Annotated in this window: 18 protein-coding genes and 1 tRNA gene; 11 read left to right on the top strand and 8 right to left on the bottom strand. The window is 71.5% G+C overall.

Going from position 1 to position 15,893, the window contains the following annotated elements; genetic code table 11:
• Positions 1–24: 24 nt before the first annotated feature.
• Both aceE and ACIBQZ_RS35005 read right to left on the bottom strand, forming a co-directional pair.
• A complete protein-coding gene (gene aceE, locus ACIBQZ_RS35000) occupies positions 25–2,763 on the bottom strand; it encodes a pyruvate dehydrogenase (acetyl-transferring), homodimeric type (RefSeq protein WP_396093137.1) in 2,739 nt (912 codons plus the stop codon).
• Between the two features lie 149 nt (positions 2,764–2,912).
• Positions 2,913–3,317: a YjbQ family protein gene (locus ACIBQZ_RS35005; RefSeq protein WP_396093138.1), complete on the bottom strand. Its 405-nt coding sequence runs from the start codon at positions 3,315–3,317 to the stop codon at positions 2,913–2,915.
• A 255-nt stretch (positions 3,318–3,572) separates the two neighbouring features.
• Here ACIBQZ_RS35005 and ACIBQZ_RS35010 point away from each other — a divergent pair, with 255 nt between their 5' ends.
• The 4 genes from ACIBQZ_RS35010 to ACIBQZ_RS35025 all read left to right on the top strand — a co-directional run bounded on the left by ACIBQZ_RS35010 (position 3,573) and on the right by ACIBQZ_RS35025 (position 7,045).
• Entirely contained in the window at positions 3,573–5,855 is a 2,283-nt protein-coding gene (locus ACIBQZ_RS35010; protein ID WP_396093139.1) for a thiamine pyrophosphate-dependent enzyme, read from the top strand.
• 107 nt (positions 5,856–5,962) lie between these two features.
• Positions 5,963–6,394, top strand: coding sequence for a DUF3052 domain-containing protein (locus ACIBQZ_RS35015; RefSeq protein ID WP_212991859.1), 432 nt, complete (start codon positions 5,963–5,965; stop codon positions 6,392–6,394).
• Positions 6,395–6,469: 75 nt separating this feature from the next.
• Entirely contained in the window at positions 6,470–6,943 is a 474-nt protein-coding gene (locus tag ACIBQZ_RS35020) for a peroxiredoxin (protein WP_396093140.1), read from the top strand.
• A 27-nt stretch (positions 6,944–6,970) separates the two neighbouring features.
• A tRNA-Val gene (locus tag ACIBQZ_RS35025) sits at positions 6,971–7,045 on the top strand.
• A gap of 69 nt (positions 7,046–7,114) precedes the next feature.
• Here the strand turns inward: ACIBQZ_RS35025 and ACIBQZ_RS35030 are convergent.
• Positions 7,115–7,582: a DUF6232 family protein gene (locus tag ACIBQZ_RS35030; protein WP_396093141.1), complete on the bottom strand. Its 468-nt coding sequence runs from the start codon at positions 7,580–7,582 to the stop codon at positions 7,115–7,117.
• On the opposite strand from ACIBQZ_RS35030, the gene ACIBQZ_RS35035 reads away from it, so the two are divergent.
• Entirely contained in the window at positions 7,542–7,919 is a 378-nt protein-coding gene (locus ACIBQZ_RS35035) for a nuclear transport factor 2 family protein (RefSeq protein WP_396093142.1), read from the top strand. The genes ACIBQZ_RS35030 and ACIBQZ_RS35035 overlap by 41 nt on opposite strands.
• Before the next feature lie 136 nt (positions 7,920–8,055).
• On the opposite strand, the gene ACIBQZ_RS35040 is transcribed toward ACIBQZ_RS35035, so the two are convergent.
• Entirely contained in the window at positions 8,056–8,442 is a 387-nt protein-coding gene (locus tag ACIBQZ_RS35040; protein ID WP_396093143.1) for a VOC family protein, read from the bottom strand.
• An 83-nt stretch (positions 8,443–8,525) separates the two neighbouring features.
• Here ACIBQZ_RS35040 and ACIBQZ_RS35045 point away from each other — a divergent pair, with 83 nt between their 5' ends.
• Positions 8,526–9,086 carry an isochorismatase family protein gene (locus ACIBQZ_RS35045; RefSeq protein ID WP_396093144.1) on the top strand — a complete coding sequence of 187 codons (561 nt, stop codon included), beginning with the start codon at positions 8,526–8,528 and terminating at the stop codon, positions 9,084–9,086.
• On the opposite strand, the gene ACIBQZ_RS35050 is transcribed toward ACIBQZ_RS35045, so the two are convergent.
• Positions 9,070–9,939 (bottom strand): helix-turn-helix transcriptional regulator, encoded by an 870-nt coding sequence (locus tag ACIBQZ_RS35050; protein ID WP_396093145.1) that lies wholly within the window; start codon positions 9,937–9,939, stop codon positions 9,070–9,072. The genes ACIBQZ_RS35045 and ACIBQZ_RS35050 overlap by 17 nt on opposite strands.
• Before the next feature lie 130 nt (positions 9,940–10,069).
• Between ACIBQZ_RS35050 and ACIBQZ_RS35055 the strand changes: the two genes are divergently transcribed.
• From ACIBQZ_RS35055 to ACIBQZ_RS35065, 3 genes are all read left to right on the top strand, one after another.
• Entirely contained in the window at positions 10,070–11,113 is a 1,044-nt protein-coding gene (locus tag ACIBQZ_RS35055) for an NAD(P)-dependent alcohol dehydrogenase (RefSeq protein WP_396093146.1), read from the top strand.
• Positions 11,114–11,122: 9 nt separating this feature from the next.
• Positions 11,123–11,524 (top strand): cupin domain-containing protein, encoded by a 402-nt coding sequence (locus ACIBQZ_RS35060; RefSeq protein ID WP_396093147.1) that lies wholly within the window; start codon positions 11,123–11,125, stop codon positions 11,522–11,524.
• Between the two features lie 76 nt (positions 11,525–11,600).
• Positions 11,601–12,101, top strand: coding sequence for a DUF402 domain-containing protein (locus ACIBQZ_RS35065; protein WP_396093148.1), 501 nt, complete (start codon positions 11,601–11,603; stop codon positions 12,099–12,101).
• On the opposite strand, the gene ACIBQZ_RS35070 is transcribed toward ACIBQZ_RS35065, so the two are convergent.
• The 3 genes from ACIBQZ_RS35070 to ACIBQZ_RS35080 form a co-directional block, all read right to left on the bottom strand.
• Entirely contained in the window at positions 12,074–12,271 is a 198-nt protein-coding gene (locus ACIBQZ_RS35070; protein ID WP_396093149.1) for a hypothetical protein, read from the bottom strand. The genes ACIBQZ_RS35065 and ACIBQZ_RS35070 overlap by 28 nt on opposite strands.
• 98 nt (positions 12,272–12,369) lie before the next feature.
• Entirely contained in the window at positions 12,370–13,590 is a 1,221-nt protein-coding gene (locus tag ACIBQZ_RS35075; protein ID WP_396093150.1) for an MFS transporter, read from the bottom strand.
• 33 nt (positions 13,591–13,623) lie between these two features.
• Complete coding sequence (locus tag ACIBQZ_RS35080; protein WP_396093151.1) at positions 13,624–14,112, bottom strand: NUDIX domain-containing protein; 489 nt, start codon at positions 14,110–14,112, stop codon at positions 13,624–13,626.
• Between the two features lie 52 nt (positions 14,113–14,164).
• On the opposite strand from ACIBQZ_RS35080, the gene ACIBQZ_RS35085 reads away from it, so the two are divergent.
• Positions 14,165–14,794: a maleylpyruvate isomerase family mycothiol-dependent enzyme gene (locus ACIBQZ_RS35085; RefSeq protein WP_396093152.1), complete on the top strand. Its 630-nt coding sequence runs from the start codon at positions 14,165–14,167 to the stop codon at positions 14,792–14,794.
• A gap of 343 nt (positions 14,795–15,137) precedes the next feature.
• Positions 15,138–15,722 carry a hypothetical protein gene (locus tag ACIBQZ_RS35090; protein ID WP_396093153.1) on the top strand — a complete coding sequence of 195 codons (585 nt, stop codon included), beginning with the start codon at positions 15,138–15,140 and terminating at the stop codon, positions 15,720–15,722.
• Positions 15,723–15,893: the final 171 nt, after the last annotated feature.

Raw genomic sequence — 15,893 nt, forward strand, 5'->3', positions numbered from 1 at the left:
CCCCCTTGTCCCTCGTGCCGATCGTCAGCTGTCGCCGCCGGTCTCTCCTACCGGGGCGGCCGTGACGTCGTCGATCGCGTACTTCTTCGCGGCCTCGGCCGGCACGTGCGCCGGCACCTGGCCGCTCAGCGCCAGCTGGCGCAGCGTGGCCACCGCGATCGACTCCGCGTCCACGTGGAAGTGGCGGCGCAGCGCGTGCCGGGTGTCGCTCATGCCGAAGCCGTCGGTGCCCAGCGACGTGTAGTCGTTCGGCACCCAGCGGCTGATCAGGTCGGGCACCGCCCGCATCCAGTCGCTGACCGCGACCACCGGGCCCTCGGTGCCCTCCAGCTTGGTGTGGATGTACGGCTTGCGCGGCGCGTCACCGGGGTTGAGCAGGCTGTGCTCCTCGGCCTCGATGGCGTCGCGGCGCAGCTCCGTCCAGGAGGTCACCGACCACACGTCCGCGCCCACGCCCCAGTCCTGGGCGAGCAGCTGCTGGGCCTTGAGCGCCCACTGCATGCCCGTGCCGGAGGCGAGGACCTGCGCCTTGGGCCCGGTCGTCTCGGGCGCCGCCGCATACCGGTAGATGCCCTTGAGCAGGCCCTCGACGTCGACCTCGGCCGGCTCGGCCGGCTGCAGGATCGGCTCGTTGTAGATGGTCAGGTAGTAGAAGACGTTCTCCTGGTGCTCGCCGTACATCCGGTGCAGGCCGTTCTCGACGATGTGCGCGATCTCGAACGCGAACGCCGGGTCGTACGCCACCACGGCCGGGTTGGTCGCCGCGATCAGCAGCGAGTGCCCGTCCTCGTGCTGCAGGCCCTCGCCGTTGAGCGTGGTCCGCCCGGCGGTCGCGCCCAGCAGGAAGCCGCGGGTCATCTGGTCGGCCGCGGCCCACAGCTCGTCGGCGGTGCGCTGGAAGCCGAACATCGAGTAGAAGATGTACAGCGGGATCATCGGCTCGTCGTGCGTCGCGTACGAGGTGCCGGCCGCGATGAAGCTGGCGGTCGAACCGGCCTCGTTGATCCCCTCGTGCAGGATCTGCCCGCTCGTCGACTCCTTGTACGACAGGAAGAGCTCCCGGTCGACCGACGTGTAGGTCTGGCCGTGCGGCGAGTAGATCTTCTTGGTCGGGAAGAGTGAGTCCATGCCGAACGTGCGCGCCTCGTCCGGGATGATCGGCACCCAGCGGGCCCCGAAGTCCTTGTCGCGCATCAGGTCCTTGAGCAGCCGGACGAAGGCCATCGTGGTGGCGACCTTCTGCTTGCCCGAGCCGCGCTTGATGTCGCCGAAGGTCTTGGACTCCGGGATCGCCAGCGACTTGTGCTTGGTGCGCCGGGTCGGCACAAAACCGCCGAGCTCCTTGCGGCGCTCGAGCATGTACTGCAGCTCGTCGGACTTCTCGCCGGGGTGGAAGTACGGCGGGAGGTACGGGTTCTCCTCCAGCTGCTTGTCCGGGATCTCCAGGTAGAGCCGGTCCCGGAACTGCTTGAGGTCGTCCAGGGTCAGCTTCTTCATCTGGTGCGTGGCGTTGCGGGCCTCGAAGTGCGAGCCCAGCGTCCAGCCCTTGATGGTCTTGGCCAGGATCACGGTCGGCTGGCCGGTGTGCTCGGTGGCCGCCTTGTACGCCGCGTACAGCTTCTTGTAGTCGTGGCCGCCGCGCTTGAGGTTCCAGATCTGGTCGTCGGTCATGCCCTCGACCAGCTTGCGGGTGCGCGGGTCGCGGCCGAAGAAGTTCTCCCGGACGTACGCGCCGGACTCGCCCTTGTACGTCTGGTAGTCGCCGTCCGGCGTGACGTTCATGAGGTTGACCAGCGCGCCGTCGCTGTCCGCGGCGAGCAGCGGGTCCCACTCGCGGCCCCAGACGACCTTGATGACGTTCCAGCCGGCGCCCCGGAAGAACGCCTCCAGCTCCTGGATGATCTTGCCGTTGCCGCGGACCGGGCCGTCGAGGCGCTGCAGGTTGCAGTTGATCACGAAGGTCAGGTTGTCGAGCTCCTCGCGGGCCGCCACCCCGATCGCGCCGAGCGACTCGACCTCGTCCATCTCGCCGTCGCCGAGGAACGCCCAGACGTGCTGCTGGCTGGTGTCCTTGATGCCACGGTTGTGCAGGTAGCGGTTGTAGCGGGCCTGGTAGATCGCGTTCAGCGGGCCGAGGCCCATGCTGACCGTCGGGAACTCCCAGAAGTTGTTCATCAGCCGCGGGTGTGGATATGACGGCAGGCCGCCGCCCGGGTGGCTCAGCTCCTGGCGGAAGCCGTCCAGGTCGTTCTCGCTGAGCCGGCCCTCCAGGTACGCGCGGGCGTACATGCCCGGCGAGGCGTGCCCCTGGAAGAAGATGTGGTCGCCGCCGCCGGGGTGGTCCTTGCCGCGGAAGAAGTGGTTCATGCCGACCTCGTAGAGGCTGGCCGAGGACGCGTAGGTGGAGATGTGCCCGCCCACGCCGATGTCGGGCCGCTGCGCGCGGTGCACCAGCATCGCGGCGTTCCACCGGATGGCCCTGCGGATCTTGCGCTCGACGGACTCGTCACCGGGGAACCAGGGCTCCTGCTCGGTGGAGATGGTGTTGATGTAGTCCGTCGAGGTCAGCGGGGGAACGCCGATCTGTCGCTCCCGGGCCCGTTCGAGCAGGCGCAGCATCACGTAGCGGGCGCGCTTGGCGCCGCCGGTGTCGATGACTCCGTCGAGCGACTCGACCCACTCGCTGGTTTCCTCGGGGTCGACGTCCGGAAGCTGGCTCGGCAGGCCGTCGCTGATCACCGGGCGCTTGCGTTCCGTGGCCACAGGCATTCCTCTAGGTCGGTGTCGGGCCGTGCGACGCATTGTGTGAACCGCACGGGAATTACTCCATCCTGCCCCCTGCCGGTGTCTGTCGTCACGCCTACCGCCCGGGTACGCGACGCTCGACACAGGTACTGAGCAGTAACTTCTGGCTAACCTGCGAGAAAGCTGAGCCTTACCTGACGGGACGGGTTGTCGCCGTTCGGGTCGACCAGGCAGATGGACTGCCACGTGCCGAGCTGGATGCGCCCGTCGAGCACCGGCAGGGACGCGTACGGCGGGATCCAGGCGGGCAGCACGTGGTCCCGGCCGTGGCCCCGCGAGCCGTGCCGGTGCCGCCACTTGTCCTCGGCCGGCAGCAGCTCGTTGATGGCCGTCAGCAGGTCCTCGTCCGAGCCGGCGCCGGTCTCGATGATCGCCACCCCGGCGGTGGCGTGCGGCACGAACACGTGCAGCAGGCCGTCGCCGCGCCCGCTGACGAACCGTTCGGCCTCGCCCGTGATGTCCCGGACGACCGGCCGGTCGCCGGTCCGGACGGTGATCACCGTGGTGTCCATGACCGGCAAGTCTGCCATTCGCGCCGGGGCCCTACGTGTAGAGGTCGAGCAGGAGGAAAACCACGCCCACCGTCAGAAACCAGCACCCGCAGCGCGCGAGCGGGCCCACCACCGCCATGTCCCCAGCCCAGCACCTGCCGGCCGGGGCCCGCAGGCGTTCGGCGCATCGTCACCCGGCGACAAACTCAGGCAAGGTTCGTTGCCTGAGTGTCGGACGGCACTTACTCGCGGTGGCGGCGGTAGCCAAGGTCGGTAATGCTGGGTCGCGTGACCACCCCGCAGAACCTCGACGAGCGCTTCCGCGACGCCGTCTCGGCCCTGCAGCCGAGCGGCCGGCGGCCGGCACCCGACGAACCGGTCCGGGACGGCTCGGCCCTGACCGGGTCCCGGGCCCGGGAACTGTTCGACGCCCAGCTCACCAGCAGGCACCTCGACCTGGCCGCGCGCTGGCTGCGCAGCTTCAACGAGGGCTTCTACACGATCGGCTCGTCCGGCCACGAGGGAAACGCGGCGGTGGCGGCCGTCCTGCGCCCGGACGACCCGGCGCTGCTGCACTACCGGTCCGGCGCGTTCTACTGTGCACGGGCCCTGCAGACCGGTGTCGACAATGCCGACGAGTCCCGCAAGGACCCGCTGGTCGAGGCCGCCCGGGACGTGCTGCGCGGGGTGGTGGCCGCGGCCACCGAGCCCATCTCCGGCGGCCGGCACAAGGTGTTCGGCCGCGCCGACCTGCAGATCATCCCGACCACCTCGACGATCGCCTCGCACCTGCCCCGGGCGGTCGGCCTCGCCTTCGGCATCGCCCGCGGCAAGCAGACCCCCTGGCCGGCCGACGCGCTCACGGTGGCGTCCTTCGGCGACGCCTCGGTCAACCACGCGACCGCTACCGCGGCCTTCAACACCGCCGGCTGGTTCGACCACGCCGGCCAGCGGCTGCCCCTGCTGCTGGTCTGCGAGGACAACGGGTACGGCATCAGCGTCCCGTCGCCCGCCGGCTGGGTCGCCGAGACGCTGCGGTCGCGCCCCGGCATCCGCTACTTCACCGCCGACGGCTGTGACCTGGCCGAGACCTACGACACCGCCCGCGAGGCCGCGGAGTGGGTCCGGGAGCAGCGCCGCCCGGCCGTGCTGCACCTCGGCGTGGTCCGGCTGATGGGCCACGCCGGCGCCGACGCCGAGATCGCGTACCGGTCGCCCGAGGAGATCGCCCGCGACCTGGCGCGGGATCCGCTGGTCGGCACCGCCCGGCTGCTCGTCGAGGGCGGGTTCGCGACCGTGGAGGAGCTGGTCACCCGCTACGACGAGGTCGGCTGGCAGGTGCGCAAGGTGGCCGAGGAGGTGCTCGCCGAGCCCAAGCTGGCCAACGCCGCCGAGGTCGTCGCGCCGCTGGCGGTGCGCCGCCCGCTGCGCACCGCCCGGGTGATCGCCGACGCCGCCGGCCGCGCCGGTGGGCCCGGCGCCGCCGCCCGCCAGCAGGCCTTCGGCGGCCGGCTGCCGGAGCAGGGCGGCCCGCTCACGCTGGCGCAGACCATCAACGCGACGCTCACCGACGCGCTCTGCGCCACCCCCGGCGCGATCCTGTTCGGCCAGGACGTGGCGGTCAAGGGCGGCGTGTACGGCGTCACGAAGAACCTGCGGGACCGGTTCGGCGCCGACCGGGTCTTCGACACCCTGCTCGACGAGACGTCGATCCTGGGCCTCGGGCTGGGCACCGGGCTGGCCGGGATGCTGCCGATCCCGGAGATCCAGTACCTGGCGTACCTGCACAACGCCGAGGACCAGCTGCGCGGCGAGGCGGCCACGATGGGGTTCTTCTCCCAGGGCGCGTTCCGCAACCCGATGGTCGTCCGGGTCGCCGGCCTGGCCTACCAGCAGAGCTTCGGGGGCCACTTCCACAACGACAACTCGGTGGCCGTGCTGCGCGACGTACCCGGGCTGGTCCTGGCCGTGCCGTCCCGGGCCGCGGACGCGGCGCCGATGCTGCGGGCCTGCCTGGCCGCGGCCGCCGCGGACGGCAGCGTCTGCGTCTATCTGGAGCCGATCGCGCTCTACCACACCCGGGACCTGTACGAGCCGGGCGACAACGAGTGGCTGGCGCCGTACGCGGGCCCGGCGGAGTGGGCCGGCGGGCACACCCCGATCGGGCGCGCCCGGACCTACCCGATCGGATCGGCCGACAATTTGACAATCATCACGTTCGGCAACGGGGTGCCCATGTCCCTGCGTGTCGCGGCCCGGCTCGCCGAGCAGGGCTACGGCTCCCGCGTGGTGGACCTGCGCTGGCTGTCCCCGCTGCCGGCAGCCGACCTGGTCAGGGAGGCGTCGGCGACCGGCCGGGTGCTGATCGTGGACGAGACCCGGCGCTCCGGAGGCGTCGGCGAGGGCGTGCTGGCGGCCCTGGTGGACGGCGGATTTGTCGGCGCGGCCCGGCGGATCGCGTCCGCGGACTCGCTCGTTCCGCTGGGTCCGGCAGCACAACACGTCCTGATCGGGGAAGATGCCATCACACAGGGTGCCCACGCGCTGCTGGCGCGGTAAATTGCCACACACTCGGTGCGCCACTTGCGCGCAGCGCCACAACTGTGTGGACTACCCAGACCGGGACCGGCATCGGTCCCGACCACGGAACAAGGAGGCATTCGACAGTGAGCGCGACCGCTGGTCAGGCCGACGGCGTACGGAGCCCGGCGGACCGGTTCGGGATCGAACCGGACTCGGTGGTCATGGAGATGGGCTACGACGACGATGTCGACGAAGACCTCCGTGACGCCCTGGCCGAACGTTGTGGGGAGCTCGAGGACGAGGACACCGACGAGGTGGTCGACGCGGTACTGCTCTGGTACCGAGACGGCGACGGTGACCTCTTCGACCTGCTCACCAATGCCTTGGGCCCGCTGGCCGACACCGGAGTGGTGTGGCTGCTGACCCCGAAGGCCGGCCGCGACGGCCACGTCGAGCCGAGTGAGGTCAGCGAGTCCGCGCAGACCGCCGGCCTCCAGCAGACCTCCACGGTGAACGCGGGCAAGGACTGGACGGCCGCCCGGCTCGTCTCACCCCGCGGCGCGAAGAAGAAGTAGCCGCGGCGCTTCTGCCGGCCGGCGCCCCTGGACGGGCGACCGGCCATTCGGCATGCGTGCGGCTATCGTGATCCCATGCCGATCAACGTTGGGGCGCAGGCGCCGGACTTCACCCTGAAGGACCAGAACAACCAGGAGGTCTCGCTGGCGGACTTCCGCGGCCGCAAGGCGGTGCTGCTGGTGTTCTACCCGCTGGCCTTCACCGGAACCTGCCAGGGCGAGATGGCGGAGATCCGCGACAACCTGCCGGAATACGCCAACGACCACGTGCAGGTGCTGACGGTGAGCGTGGACTCGCCGTACAGCCACAAGGTCTGGGCGGACCGGGAGGGCTTCAACTTCCCGCTGCTGGCGGACTTCTGGCCGCACGGGGCGGTGGCGCAGGCGTACGGGGTCTTCTTCGAGCAGGCGGGCATCGCCAACCGCGGCACCTTCCTGATCGACAAGGAGGGCGTGGTCCGGTACGCCCACATGCAGGGCCCGGGCGAGCCCCGCGACCAGAGGACCTGGCGGGACCTGCTGAAGGAGACGGTGTTCCAGGCCGGGTAGGATGACCATTCCGGTTGCCACGGAACCGGGCGCGTAGCTCAGTGGGAGAGCACTCGCCTTACAAGCGAGGGGTCGCAGGTTCGAAACCTGCCGCGCCCACCATCAGAACCAGCGGCAAAGCGAGCTCGCCGAGGGACTCTGGCCGCAGGTCACCTCGACAGCTGGGCGGCGTCAGAGCACGTATCTTCCGCCACGTGCGCTCTCGATTGCCCGCACCAGCGCGCGCCGCACCCGTTCGAACTCCCTTCGGTCTCTCGTGCTGAAGATTGTCAATTCGCGTCCACGAATGATCGTCGTCAGGGACATCCATCGTGGATTGCGCCGAGCATCCACGAGTATCGCTATCGCAAGAGAGCTGGCGGCGAGGATGGCTGCCACCAGCAGGACCCCCGAGCCGACTATCAACGCAAGAGGCGCCGCCAGCGCGAGCTCGACCAGTGCGACCACAACAGCGACGTTCCGCTGGGACCGAGCTGGTTCGCGTACCTGATCAGCGGCCGGCGAGGTGGAACGCCCTCCGCTGCCGCGCCGGCCGCCCGAGCTGGAGGCGCTGCTCGGGTGGCAGTGGCCCGTTGCCGTCCGTGCGACGATCGGCGTCATGGATGCTTCCGTGATGATGCGCCGGCTGGCCGACGTCATCGACGCGCATGGCTGGGACGAGCTTCCCGCGCTGCTGCACGACGACTTCGTCTGCCGCTATGTGCATACCGGCGAGACCTTCGACGGTGCGTCCTGGGTCCGGCTCAACGCCGAGTATCCCGGGTTTGACCACCTCGTCATCGAGGACTGCGTCGCCACCGCGACGCGCGCGGCCGGACGGTCGCATGTCACCGGTTACAGCGGCGGGGAGCTTCGGCATTTTGAGGTTGCGACGTTCATCACCCTGCGGGACGGGCTCATCGCGGACATGACGGAGGTCTGGACCGACGTCAACGCGGTGGCGCCGGCCGGGACGCGACCCGGCCAGCTTCCGTAGGCCGAGACGTGGCTGCGGCTCTCGCTCGCGAACGGCTCGCTGTTCGCGGATGCGCGCGGCCGTCGCGGGGGCCGGCGAGGTCGGCCAGGACGTCCACGGTCTGGTTTCATCAGCGCGGGGTCGGACAGCGGCTCGGTCATGCCACGCAGAACTCGTTGCCTTCCGGGTCCCGCAGCACGATGTGGCTCAGCTCACCGTTGGGCTCGCGTTCCTCGCCGAGGGTGGTGGCGCCGGCGGCCACCAGTTCGGCGACCTTGGTACGGATCCGCTGCTCGCGTACCGGCTGCTCCACCGGCTGCCCGGCGGCGACGCGGATGTCCAGGTGGATGCGGTTTTTCGCGGTCTTGCCCTCGGGCACCTTCAGGAAGCTGACCGCCGGGAGCCGGCCCTCCGGGTCGATCAGCGCCGCGCCGTCGGCGAAGTCGTAGCCGGGCTCGTCGACGTAGCCCAGCGCCCCGGCCCAGAACCGGGCGAGCCGGCGGGGGTCAGCGGCGTCGTAGGTGATGGTCCAGTGCGTCGTCATGCCGCCATCGTAGAAACGCGCCGAAGTTGTCAGACCCCGGTTCTAGAGTGACCCACAGCCGACGACCTCTGGAGGACATAACAATGACGACCCTGGCCGACCGTCCGCACACCGCGCTGATCGTCATCGACGTGCAGAACGACGTCGTGGGTGGCGCCCACAACCGGGACGCCGTCGTCGCGAACGTCGCCGTGCTCGTGGGCAAGGCCAGAGCCGCCGGGGTGCCCGTGGTCTGGGTGCAGCACTCCAGCGACCCCATGCCGGCGGGCAGCGAGGGCTGGCAGTTCGTCCCCGAGCTCACCCGGGAGGAGTCGGAGCCGCTGGTGCCCAAGCGGTGGGCCGACTCGTTCGAGGAGACCGAGCTGGAGTCCGTGCTCGCCGCGCACCGGGTGGGCCGCCTGATCGTCGCCGGCGCGCAGACCGACGAGTGCATCCGCTCGACGCTGCACGGCGCCGTCGCCCGCGGCTACGACGCGACGCTGGTCAGCGACGCCCACACCACCGAGGACCAGACCGAGTGGGGCGCCCCACTGCCGGGCCTGGTCATCGCCCACACCAATCTCTACTGGGAGAACCACACCGCGCCCGGCCGCACGGCCGGCACGGTCACGACCGACGCCGTCGACTTCACCGGCCCGGCGTGACGCCTTGGTCCGCGGTCACCGACCAGCTGGCCAGCAGGCGCAGCGCGTCCTGGGCCGGCGTGCCCGGCTCCGCGCTGTAGGCGGTCAGCGTCAGCCCCGGGTCGGCCGGCATCGGCAGCGCCTCGAAGCCGAGCCTCAGCTCGCCGACGACCGGGTGGTGCAGGTGCTTCGTGCCGGTCTGGTGCAGCCTGACGTCGTGGGCGGCCCATCGCTCGCGGAAGGTCTCGCTGCGCGTGGAGAGCTCGCCGACCAGGTCGGTCAGCCCCCGGTCGTACGGGTCCCGGCCGGCCTCGGTGTGCAGCAGCGCGACCGTGGTGTTCGCCGCGTCCTCCCAGTCCGGGTAGAAGTCCGTCGCCCGGTCGTCCAGGAAGGCGAAGCGGGCCAGGTTCGCCGGCCGGGCCGGGTCGTCGAAGACGGGTGCGTAGAGGGCGAAGCCCAGCCGGTTCGCGGCGAGCACGTCCAGCCGGCCGTTGCGGACGAAGGCCGGCGCGTCGGTCATCGCGTCCAGCAGCTGCTGCACCCCCGGGCGGATCCGCTGCGGCCCCGGCCGGCGCCGGGCGCGGGCCGGGGCGTTGCTGGCCCGGGCCAGGTCCGCCAGGTGCGCGCGCTCGGCCTCGTCCAGCCGCAGCGCCCGGGCGATCGCGTCCAGCACGCCCTCGGAGACCCCGCCGAGGTTGCCGCGCTCCAGCCGCGTGTAGTAATCCGGGCTCACGCCGGCGAGCAGGGCCACCTCCTCGCGCCGCAGGCCGGGCACCCGCCGGTGGCCGCCGTAGTGCGGCAGCCCGGCCTGGTCGGGGGTGATCCGGGCGCGCCGGGAGGCCAGGAACTCGCGGATGTCGCGGCGATTGTCCACCCGTTCACGGTACGGCCGCCGCCACGGGGTACAGGGGTTCTGTCAGTACCTGCCACCGCAGGCCCTCCCAGCCGCCGGTCCGATCCGGTTTGCTGGGCACCGCACCACTGAGCCGATACCTGGGAGACCTGTGTTCACCGTCACCGCCTACGCTGCCCCGTCCGCGACCGAGCCCCTGGTCCGGACCACCGTCGACCGTCGTGAGGTCGGCCCGCACGACGTGCTCATCGAGATCAAGTACGCCGGCATCTGCCACTCGGACATCCACACCGTGCGCGGCGAGTGGGGCGAGACGCCGTTCCCGCTCACCCCCGGCCACGAGATCGCCGGGGTCGTCACCCGGGTCGGCGCCGAGGTCACCAAGCATGCCGTCGGCGACCGGGTCGGGGTCGGCTGCATGGTCGACTCCTGCCGTGAGTGCGTGAACTGCCTTGCCGGCCAGGAGCAGTACTGCCTCAACGGCATGACCGGCACCTACGCCGCGGTGGGCCGGGACGGCACGGTCACCCAGGGCGGGTATTCGACCCACATCGTGGTCACCGAGGACTTCGTCGTCCGCATCCCCGACGGCCTGGCGCTGGAGGTCGCCGCGCCGCTGCTGTGCGCCGGCATCACCACGTATTCGCCGCTGCACCACTGGGGCGCCGGCCCGGGCAAGCAGGTTGCCGTGGTCGGCCTCGGCGGGCTCGGGCACATGGCGGTCAAACTCGCGCACGCCATGGGCGCCGAGGTCACGGTGCTGTCCCAGACGCTCAACAAGCAGGAGGACGGGCTGCGGCTGGGCGCCGACCACTACTACGCCACCGGCGACCAGGAGACGTTCAAGAAGCTCGCCAACACTTTCGACCTCATCATCAACACGGTGAGCGCCCGGATCGACGTGGACGCGTACCTGTCGCTGCTGGCGCTCAACGGCTCGCTCGTCAACGTCGGCGCGCCCGCCGAGCCGCTGCCGGTCAACGTGTTCTCGCTGTTCAGCGGGCGGCGCTCGTTCGCCGGCTCGTCGATCGGCGGCATCCGGGAGACCCAGGAGATGCTCGACTTCTGCGCGGATCGGGGCATCGGCTCCGAGATCGAGGTGATCCCGGCCGACAAGATCAATGACGCGTACGAGCGGGTGCTCGCATCCGACGTGCGATACCGCTTTGTCATCGACATCGCGACGCTGAGCTGAGCGGGGGCCATGGAGATCCAGCCGAGGACGCCGTCCACCAAGGGGCCGGCCGAGATGTTCACCGGTGACGTCTGGTTCGACGTCATCGCCAAGGGCGCGGAGCCGTCGCGGCTGCGGGTGAACACGGTGCGGTTCGCGCCCGGCGCCCGGACGGCCTGGCACTCGCACGCCGTCGGGCAGACGCTGCACGTCACCGACGGGCGCGGACTGGTCCAGGCCCGGGGCGGCCCGGTCCAGCAGATCCGCCCCGGCGACACCATCCACACCCCGCCGGGGGAGTGGCACTGGCACGGCGCGGCGCCGAACCATTTCATGGTCCACCTGGCGATGTGGGAGGGCCCCGGCGACGGCCAGGGCCCGGAGAGCGAGTGGGGCGACCTGGTCACCGACGAGGAATACGGCGCCCGCTGACCGCGGCTCCCGGCCGGCCCGGCGGTACGCACTCCATGGGCCGGCCGCCGTGCGTCACGCGGCTAGGGTGCGGCGCATGGGCGAAGTTGACGTGGTGTTCCGGAAGTTCGACGGCAAGCTGCACCGCCGGGCCACCGAGCTGCGCCTCGGCGAGGACGAATGGGGCACCTGGTTCGGGGTCCCGGCCGGCACCGAGGTCGACTACGTGTCCGCCGGCATCACCCGCGTCGACGAGCACCGCGGCGTCCGCCTGATCCCGCGCGACGGCTGGTACACCGCGATGTTCTTCGCCCCGACCCGCAACCTGGAGATGTACTGCGACATCACCGCGCCGGCCACCTGGACCGGCGCGGCACAGGTCACCCTGGTCGACCTCGACCTGGACGTCATCCGCACCCACCGGGGCAAAGTCGACCTGCTGGACGAGGACGAGTTCGCCGCGCACCAGCTGAGCTACGGCTACCCGCCTGAGGTGATCAGGCAGGCCACCGACACGGCCCAGCAGGTGCTCACCGCCTGCCGGGACCGCACCGAGCCGTTCGGCTCCCACTACGTCAGCTGGTTCAACCGGTTCTGACCGGCCACAAAACCGGCGATCTCCGCCATCACCGGCCGATACGGCTCCTGCGGCCGGCCCGCAGCGTCCCAGGTGCCGAGCTTGAGCATGAGGTCGCCGACCCGCCAGGTGCCACCTTCGCCACCGGCGAGCCGGACCGGATCGCCGGCGGTGCCGAACGCGGCCAGCACTGCGGCGGGAGGTGGTCTCTCCCTCAGCCATGACCCATCCAAGCCGGACCACGCACATGTCCTCTGCTGCTACACGCGCGTCACGTGCCGGTGGACCTTCATCTGCTGTCGGTCGGGTGGAGGGTGCGGATCCCGCGGCTGGTGGTCGCCGTTATCGCGGCGCCTGCCATCGTGGTCGCGAAGACCAGCACCGACACCGGCGGGCCCCACATCGTGATCAGCACGCCCGCCAGCAGCGGCGCCGTTGCCGCGATCGACGTGGCGACCACGATGATCACGCTGATCACCCGGCCCTGCAGCCGGTCCGGGGTGATCGCTGCCTGGTGGCCGAAGAGGGCCGCGTTGGTCGCCGGGCCCAGGAACACCGTTATCGCCATCGGGATCGCCGCGGCCACGCTGTGGATCAGCACGGCGCTGGCCGACATCAGCAGGGCGGCCGTCCAGCAGATGCCGCGGATCAGCGCCGGCAGCGGCCATCGTCGCAGCAGGGCCGGCGCGGCCAGCGCGCCGAGCAGGCCGCCGACCGCGACCACGGTCTCGACCCCGCCGATGAGGGCCGGCGGTACCTCGTCGCGTTGCAGCGTCACGATGATCGTGAAGATGATGCCGTGGATGGCCAGGTTGAGCGGCGCCGCGACGAGCAGCACGGCCCGCAGGAACGGGTTGCCGAACACGAACCGGAAGCCCTCCGCCAGGGCGGCCGCGTGCCCGCCCCGCTCGGTGTCCCGCGGCTCCTGCAACGGCCGGCGGATCAGCCAGACCCCGGCGAACGAGGCCAGGAACGTCACCGCGTCCCCGAGGAACGGCAACGCGCGGCCCATGCCGAAGAGCAGCCCGCCCAGGGGCGGTCCGGCCAGCGAGGTCGCGTACGAGCGGGCCTCGTTGCGGGCGACCGCGTCCGGCAGTTGCCCCGGCCGGACGATGGTGCGCAGGGACGAGTGCTCCGCCGTACCGAAGAAGGCGTTGGCTGCCGCGCCGATCAGCACGACCCCGACGATCAGGGTGAGGGTCGCCTGGCCGCGCAGCACCGCGACGCCGAGGCCGAGGTAGGCGACCAGCCGGACCGCGTCGCAGATCAGCATGATCCGGCGCCGGTCGACCCGGTCGGCGAGCACGCCGGCCGGCAGCCGGCAGAGCACGGTCGTGATCAGACCGAGCGTGCCGACCAGCCCGGCCTGCACCGGCGCGGCGGTCAGGGCCAGCACCAACAGGGGTACGGCGAGCGCGGAGATCGCGTTGCCGACGTCGGAGCACGACTGGCTGATCCAGAGCAGGTTGAATTCCCGGTTGCGCCACAACTGCTCCGGCGCCAGGGTCATGCTCACGACTGTCGCGGTGGCCGCGACGTCCGGTCAAGGATCGTCGGATCTCTGCGGGGCCGGGGGCGGCGCCCGGCCGTCCTCGAGGTATGCGGTCGTCCGGGTGCGGGCTGCCTGCAGCGCGGCAGCGGCTCGGCGGGCGAGCAGGGGGAGCAGGCGCTGCGTGGCCTCGTCGGGATCGCACCAGGCCCAGCTGCGCAGCTCGGAGGTGTCGAGGCGGACCGGATCGGTGAACCGGCCGCCGTCGAAGACCAGCATCAGCCCGTCGGTGCGCCCGTCGCGCGGCGGCACCCAGTCGACCACGAGCAGCCGGCCCGGCACAACGGCGAGCCCCAGCTCCTCGGTGATCTCCCGGGCGGCGGCGTCGCGCGGTGACTCGTCGGCCTCGACCACCCCGCCGGGCAGCTCCCAGTGGGGCTTGTAGGTGGGCTCGACCAGCAGAACCCGGTCGGCGGGATCGCGGAACAGCAGCGCGGCACCCATCCGCTTCCGGGGCAACGTGGCGGTCCATTCGCTCGTCACGGAGCAAGAGTACGGGCCGCGGACGTGCCGTCGCCGACGTTAGCCTGAGCCTGTGGATATCCAGCCCGCGATCGCCGACGAACGGCGCCGCGTCGCCGATCTGGTCGAGTCGCTCACCCCGGAACAGTTGGAAACCCCGAGCCTGTGTGGCGATTGGACGGTCAAGCAGGTCGCGGGTCACCTGCTCGCGGCGATCAGCAAGCCGCCGACGCCGGTGCTGCCGCTGATCGCCCGCAGCGGCTTCAACATCCACAAGGCCAACTCGCGGCTCGCGGCGCTGGTGGCCGAGCGGTCGCCGGCCGACCTGGCCCAGGGCCTGCGCGACAACGCGGAGAACCCGTTCCGGCCGCCGATCGTGGGCTATCCCGGGCAGCTCACCGACCTGCAAGTGCACGGCCAGGACATGCGGCGGCCCCTGGGCCTGCCGCACGGGTTGCGGCTGGAGCGGTTGCGGGTGTCGCTGGAGTTCCTGGTGGGCGGCCGGGCGGTCGGCTTCACCCCGCGGCGGCGGGTGGCGGGGCTGCGCTTCGAGGCTGCGGACCTGGACTGGTCCACGGGGGCGGGGCCGCTGGTCACCGGGCCGGCGGAGGCGCTGATGCTGGCGATGACGGGGCGGGTGGTGGCGCTGACCGAGCTGGACGGCCCCGGCGTGGCGATCCTGCGGAACCGGCTGAGGGCATGAGCGTCCTGTGTGGATGGTCGGCCGTGACCGGCCCGGTGGTGGCCGTGACCGGCCCGGTGGTGGCCGCGGCTGGCCCGGTGGTGGCCGCGGCCTGAGGCTGTGCCGCGGATCCGTCGCCGACGTCGAGGCCGCCGAGGAGCTTGTGTCGCGATGCCTGCGCGGGTTGGCCGAGCGGTGCCGGCGATGTGCGGGGACCGCGGTGTGCCAGGGGTCGGCGGGGCGGCTGCCGCCGGCGCGGCGCCGATGTGGTTGCGGGGTGGCCGGGCCGGCGACACGCCCGGACCGGCTCGCCGGGCGCCACGCCGGGCCGAAAAATGTCGGTGGGCGGTTCTAGCGTCGCGGCATGGATGACAACGAGTACCCACCCGAGAACGACCGCCGGCCGCACCTGAGCCTCGAGCGACACCTGATGGTCGGCCCGCACGTCTACCAGCTCACCGCGTCCGGCACGGGCGACGAACGCATCGGCCTGTCCCTGGTCGGCTGGACCGCCTCGGGCGAGGTGGTCAGCGAGATCAGCGGAGGGATCTCGCCGGACGACCTGGCGCCGGTGGCGGATGCGCTGACCTCGACCCTGGCCGGTTTGGCGACGTTGCGCCGCCAGCGCCAGCGCCTGACGCCGGCGGCAGCGGCTGGGGCGCCGGCGACGGTCGTGGCGCAGCCGGCGCGGCGGCACCCGAATCAGGGTGTTCGCTGGTCGGCCGAGGATGACGATCGGTTGATGGTCCGCTATCGGGAAGGGGCGAGCCCGAGGGAACTGATGACGGAGTTCGGCCGCAGCCGGGGCGGGATCACGGCGCGGCTGGAACATCTTGGTCTGATCACGCCGGACGGTGTCCCGGCTGCCCGGCGGGGGGATGCGGCCGGCCCGGGGCGGGACGGCAGCCTGGGCGCGGCGGATGAGGGGGTGGTCGCTGAGGCGGCGTAGGCGGCGGGTGCGTCAGCGCGGATGAGGGGGTGGTCGCTGAGGCCGCGTGGGGTGGCGGGTGCGTCAGCGCGGAAGAGAGGGTGGTCGCAGAGGGGGAGGGAGACCCCGGGCTGCGGGTCGCGTCGGCGCGGTCCGCAGCCCGAGCGGCCGAACATGGCGTGGCAGCCTCTC

It is taken from the genome of Actinoplanes sp. NPDC049599 (assembly GCF_044465625.1).
Taxonomy (GTDB): Bacteria; Actinomycetota; Actinomycetes; order Mycobacteriales; family Micromonosporaceae; genus Actinoplanes.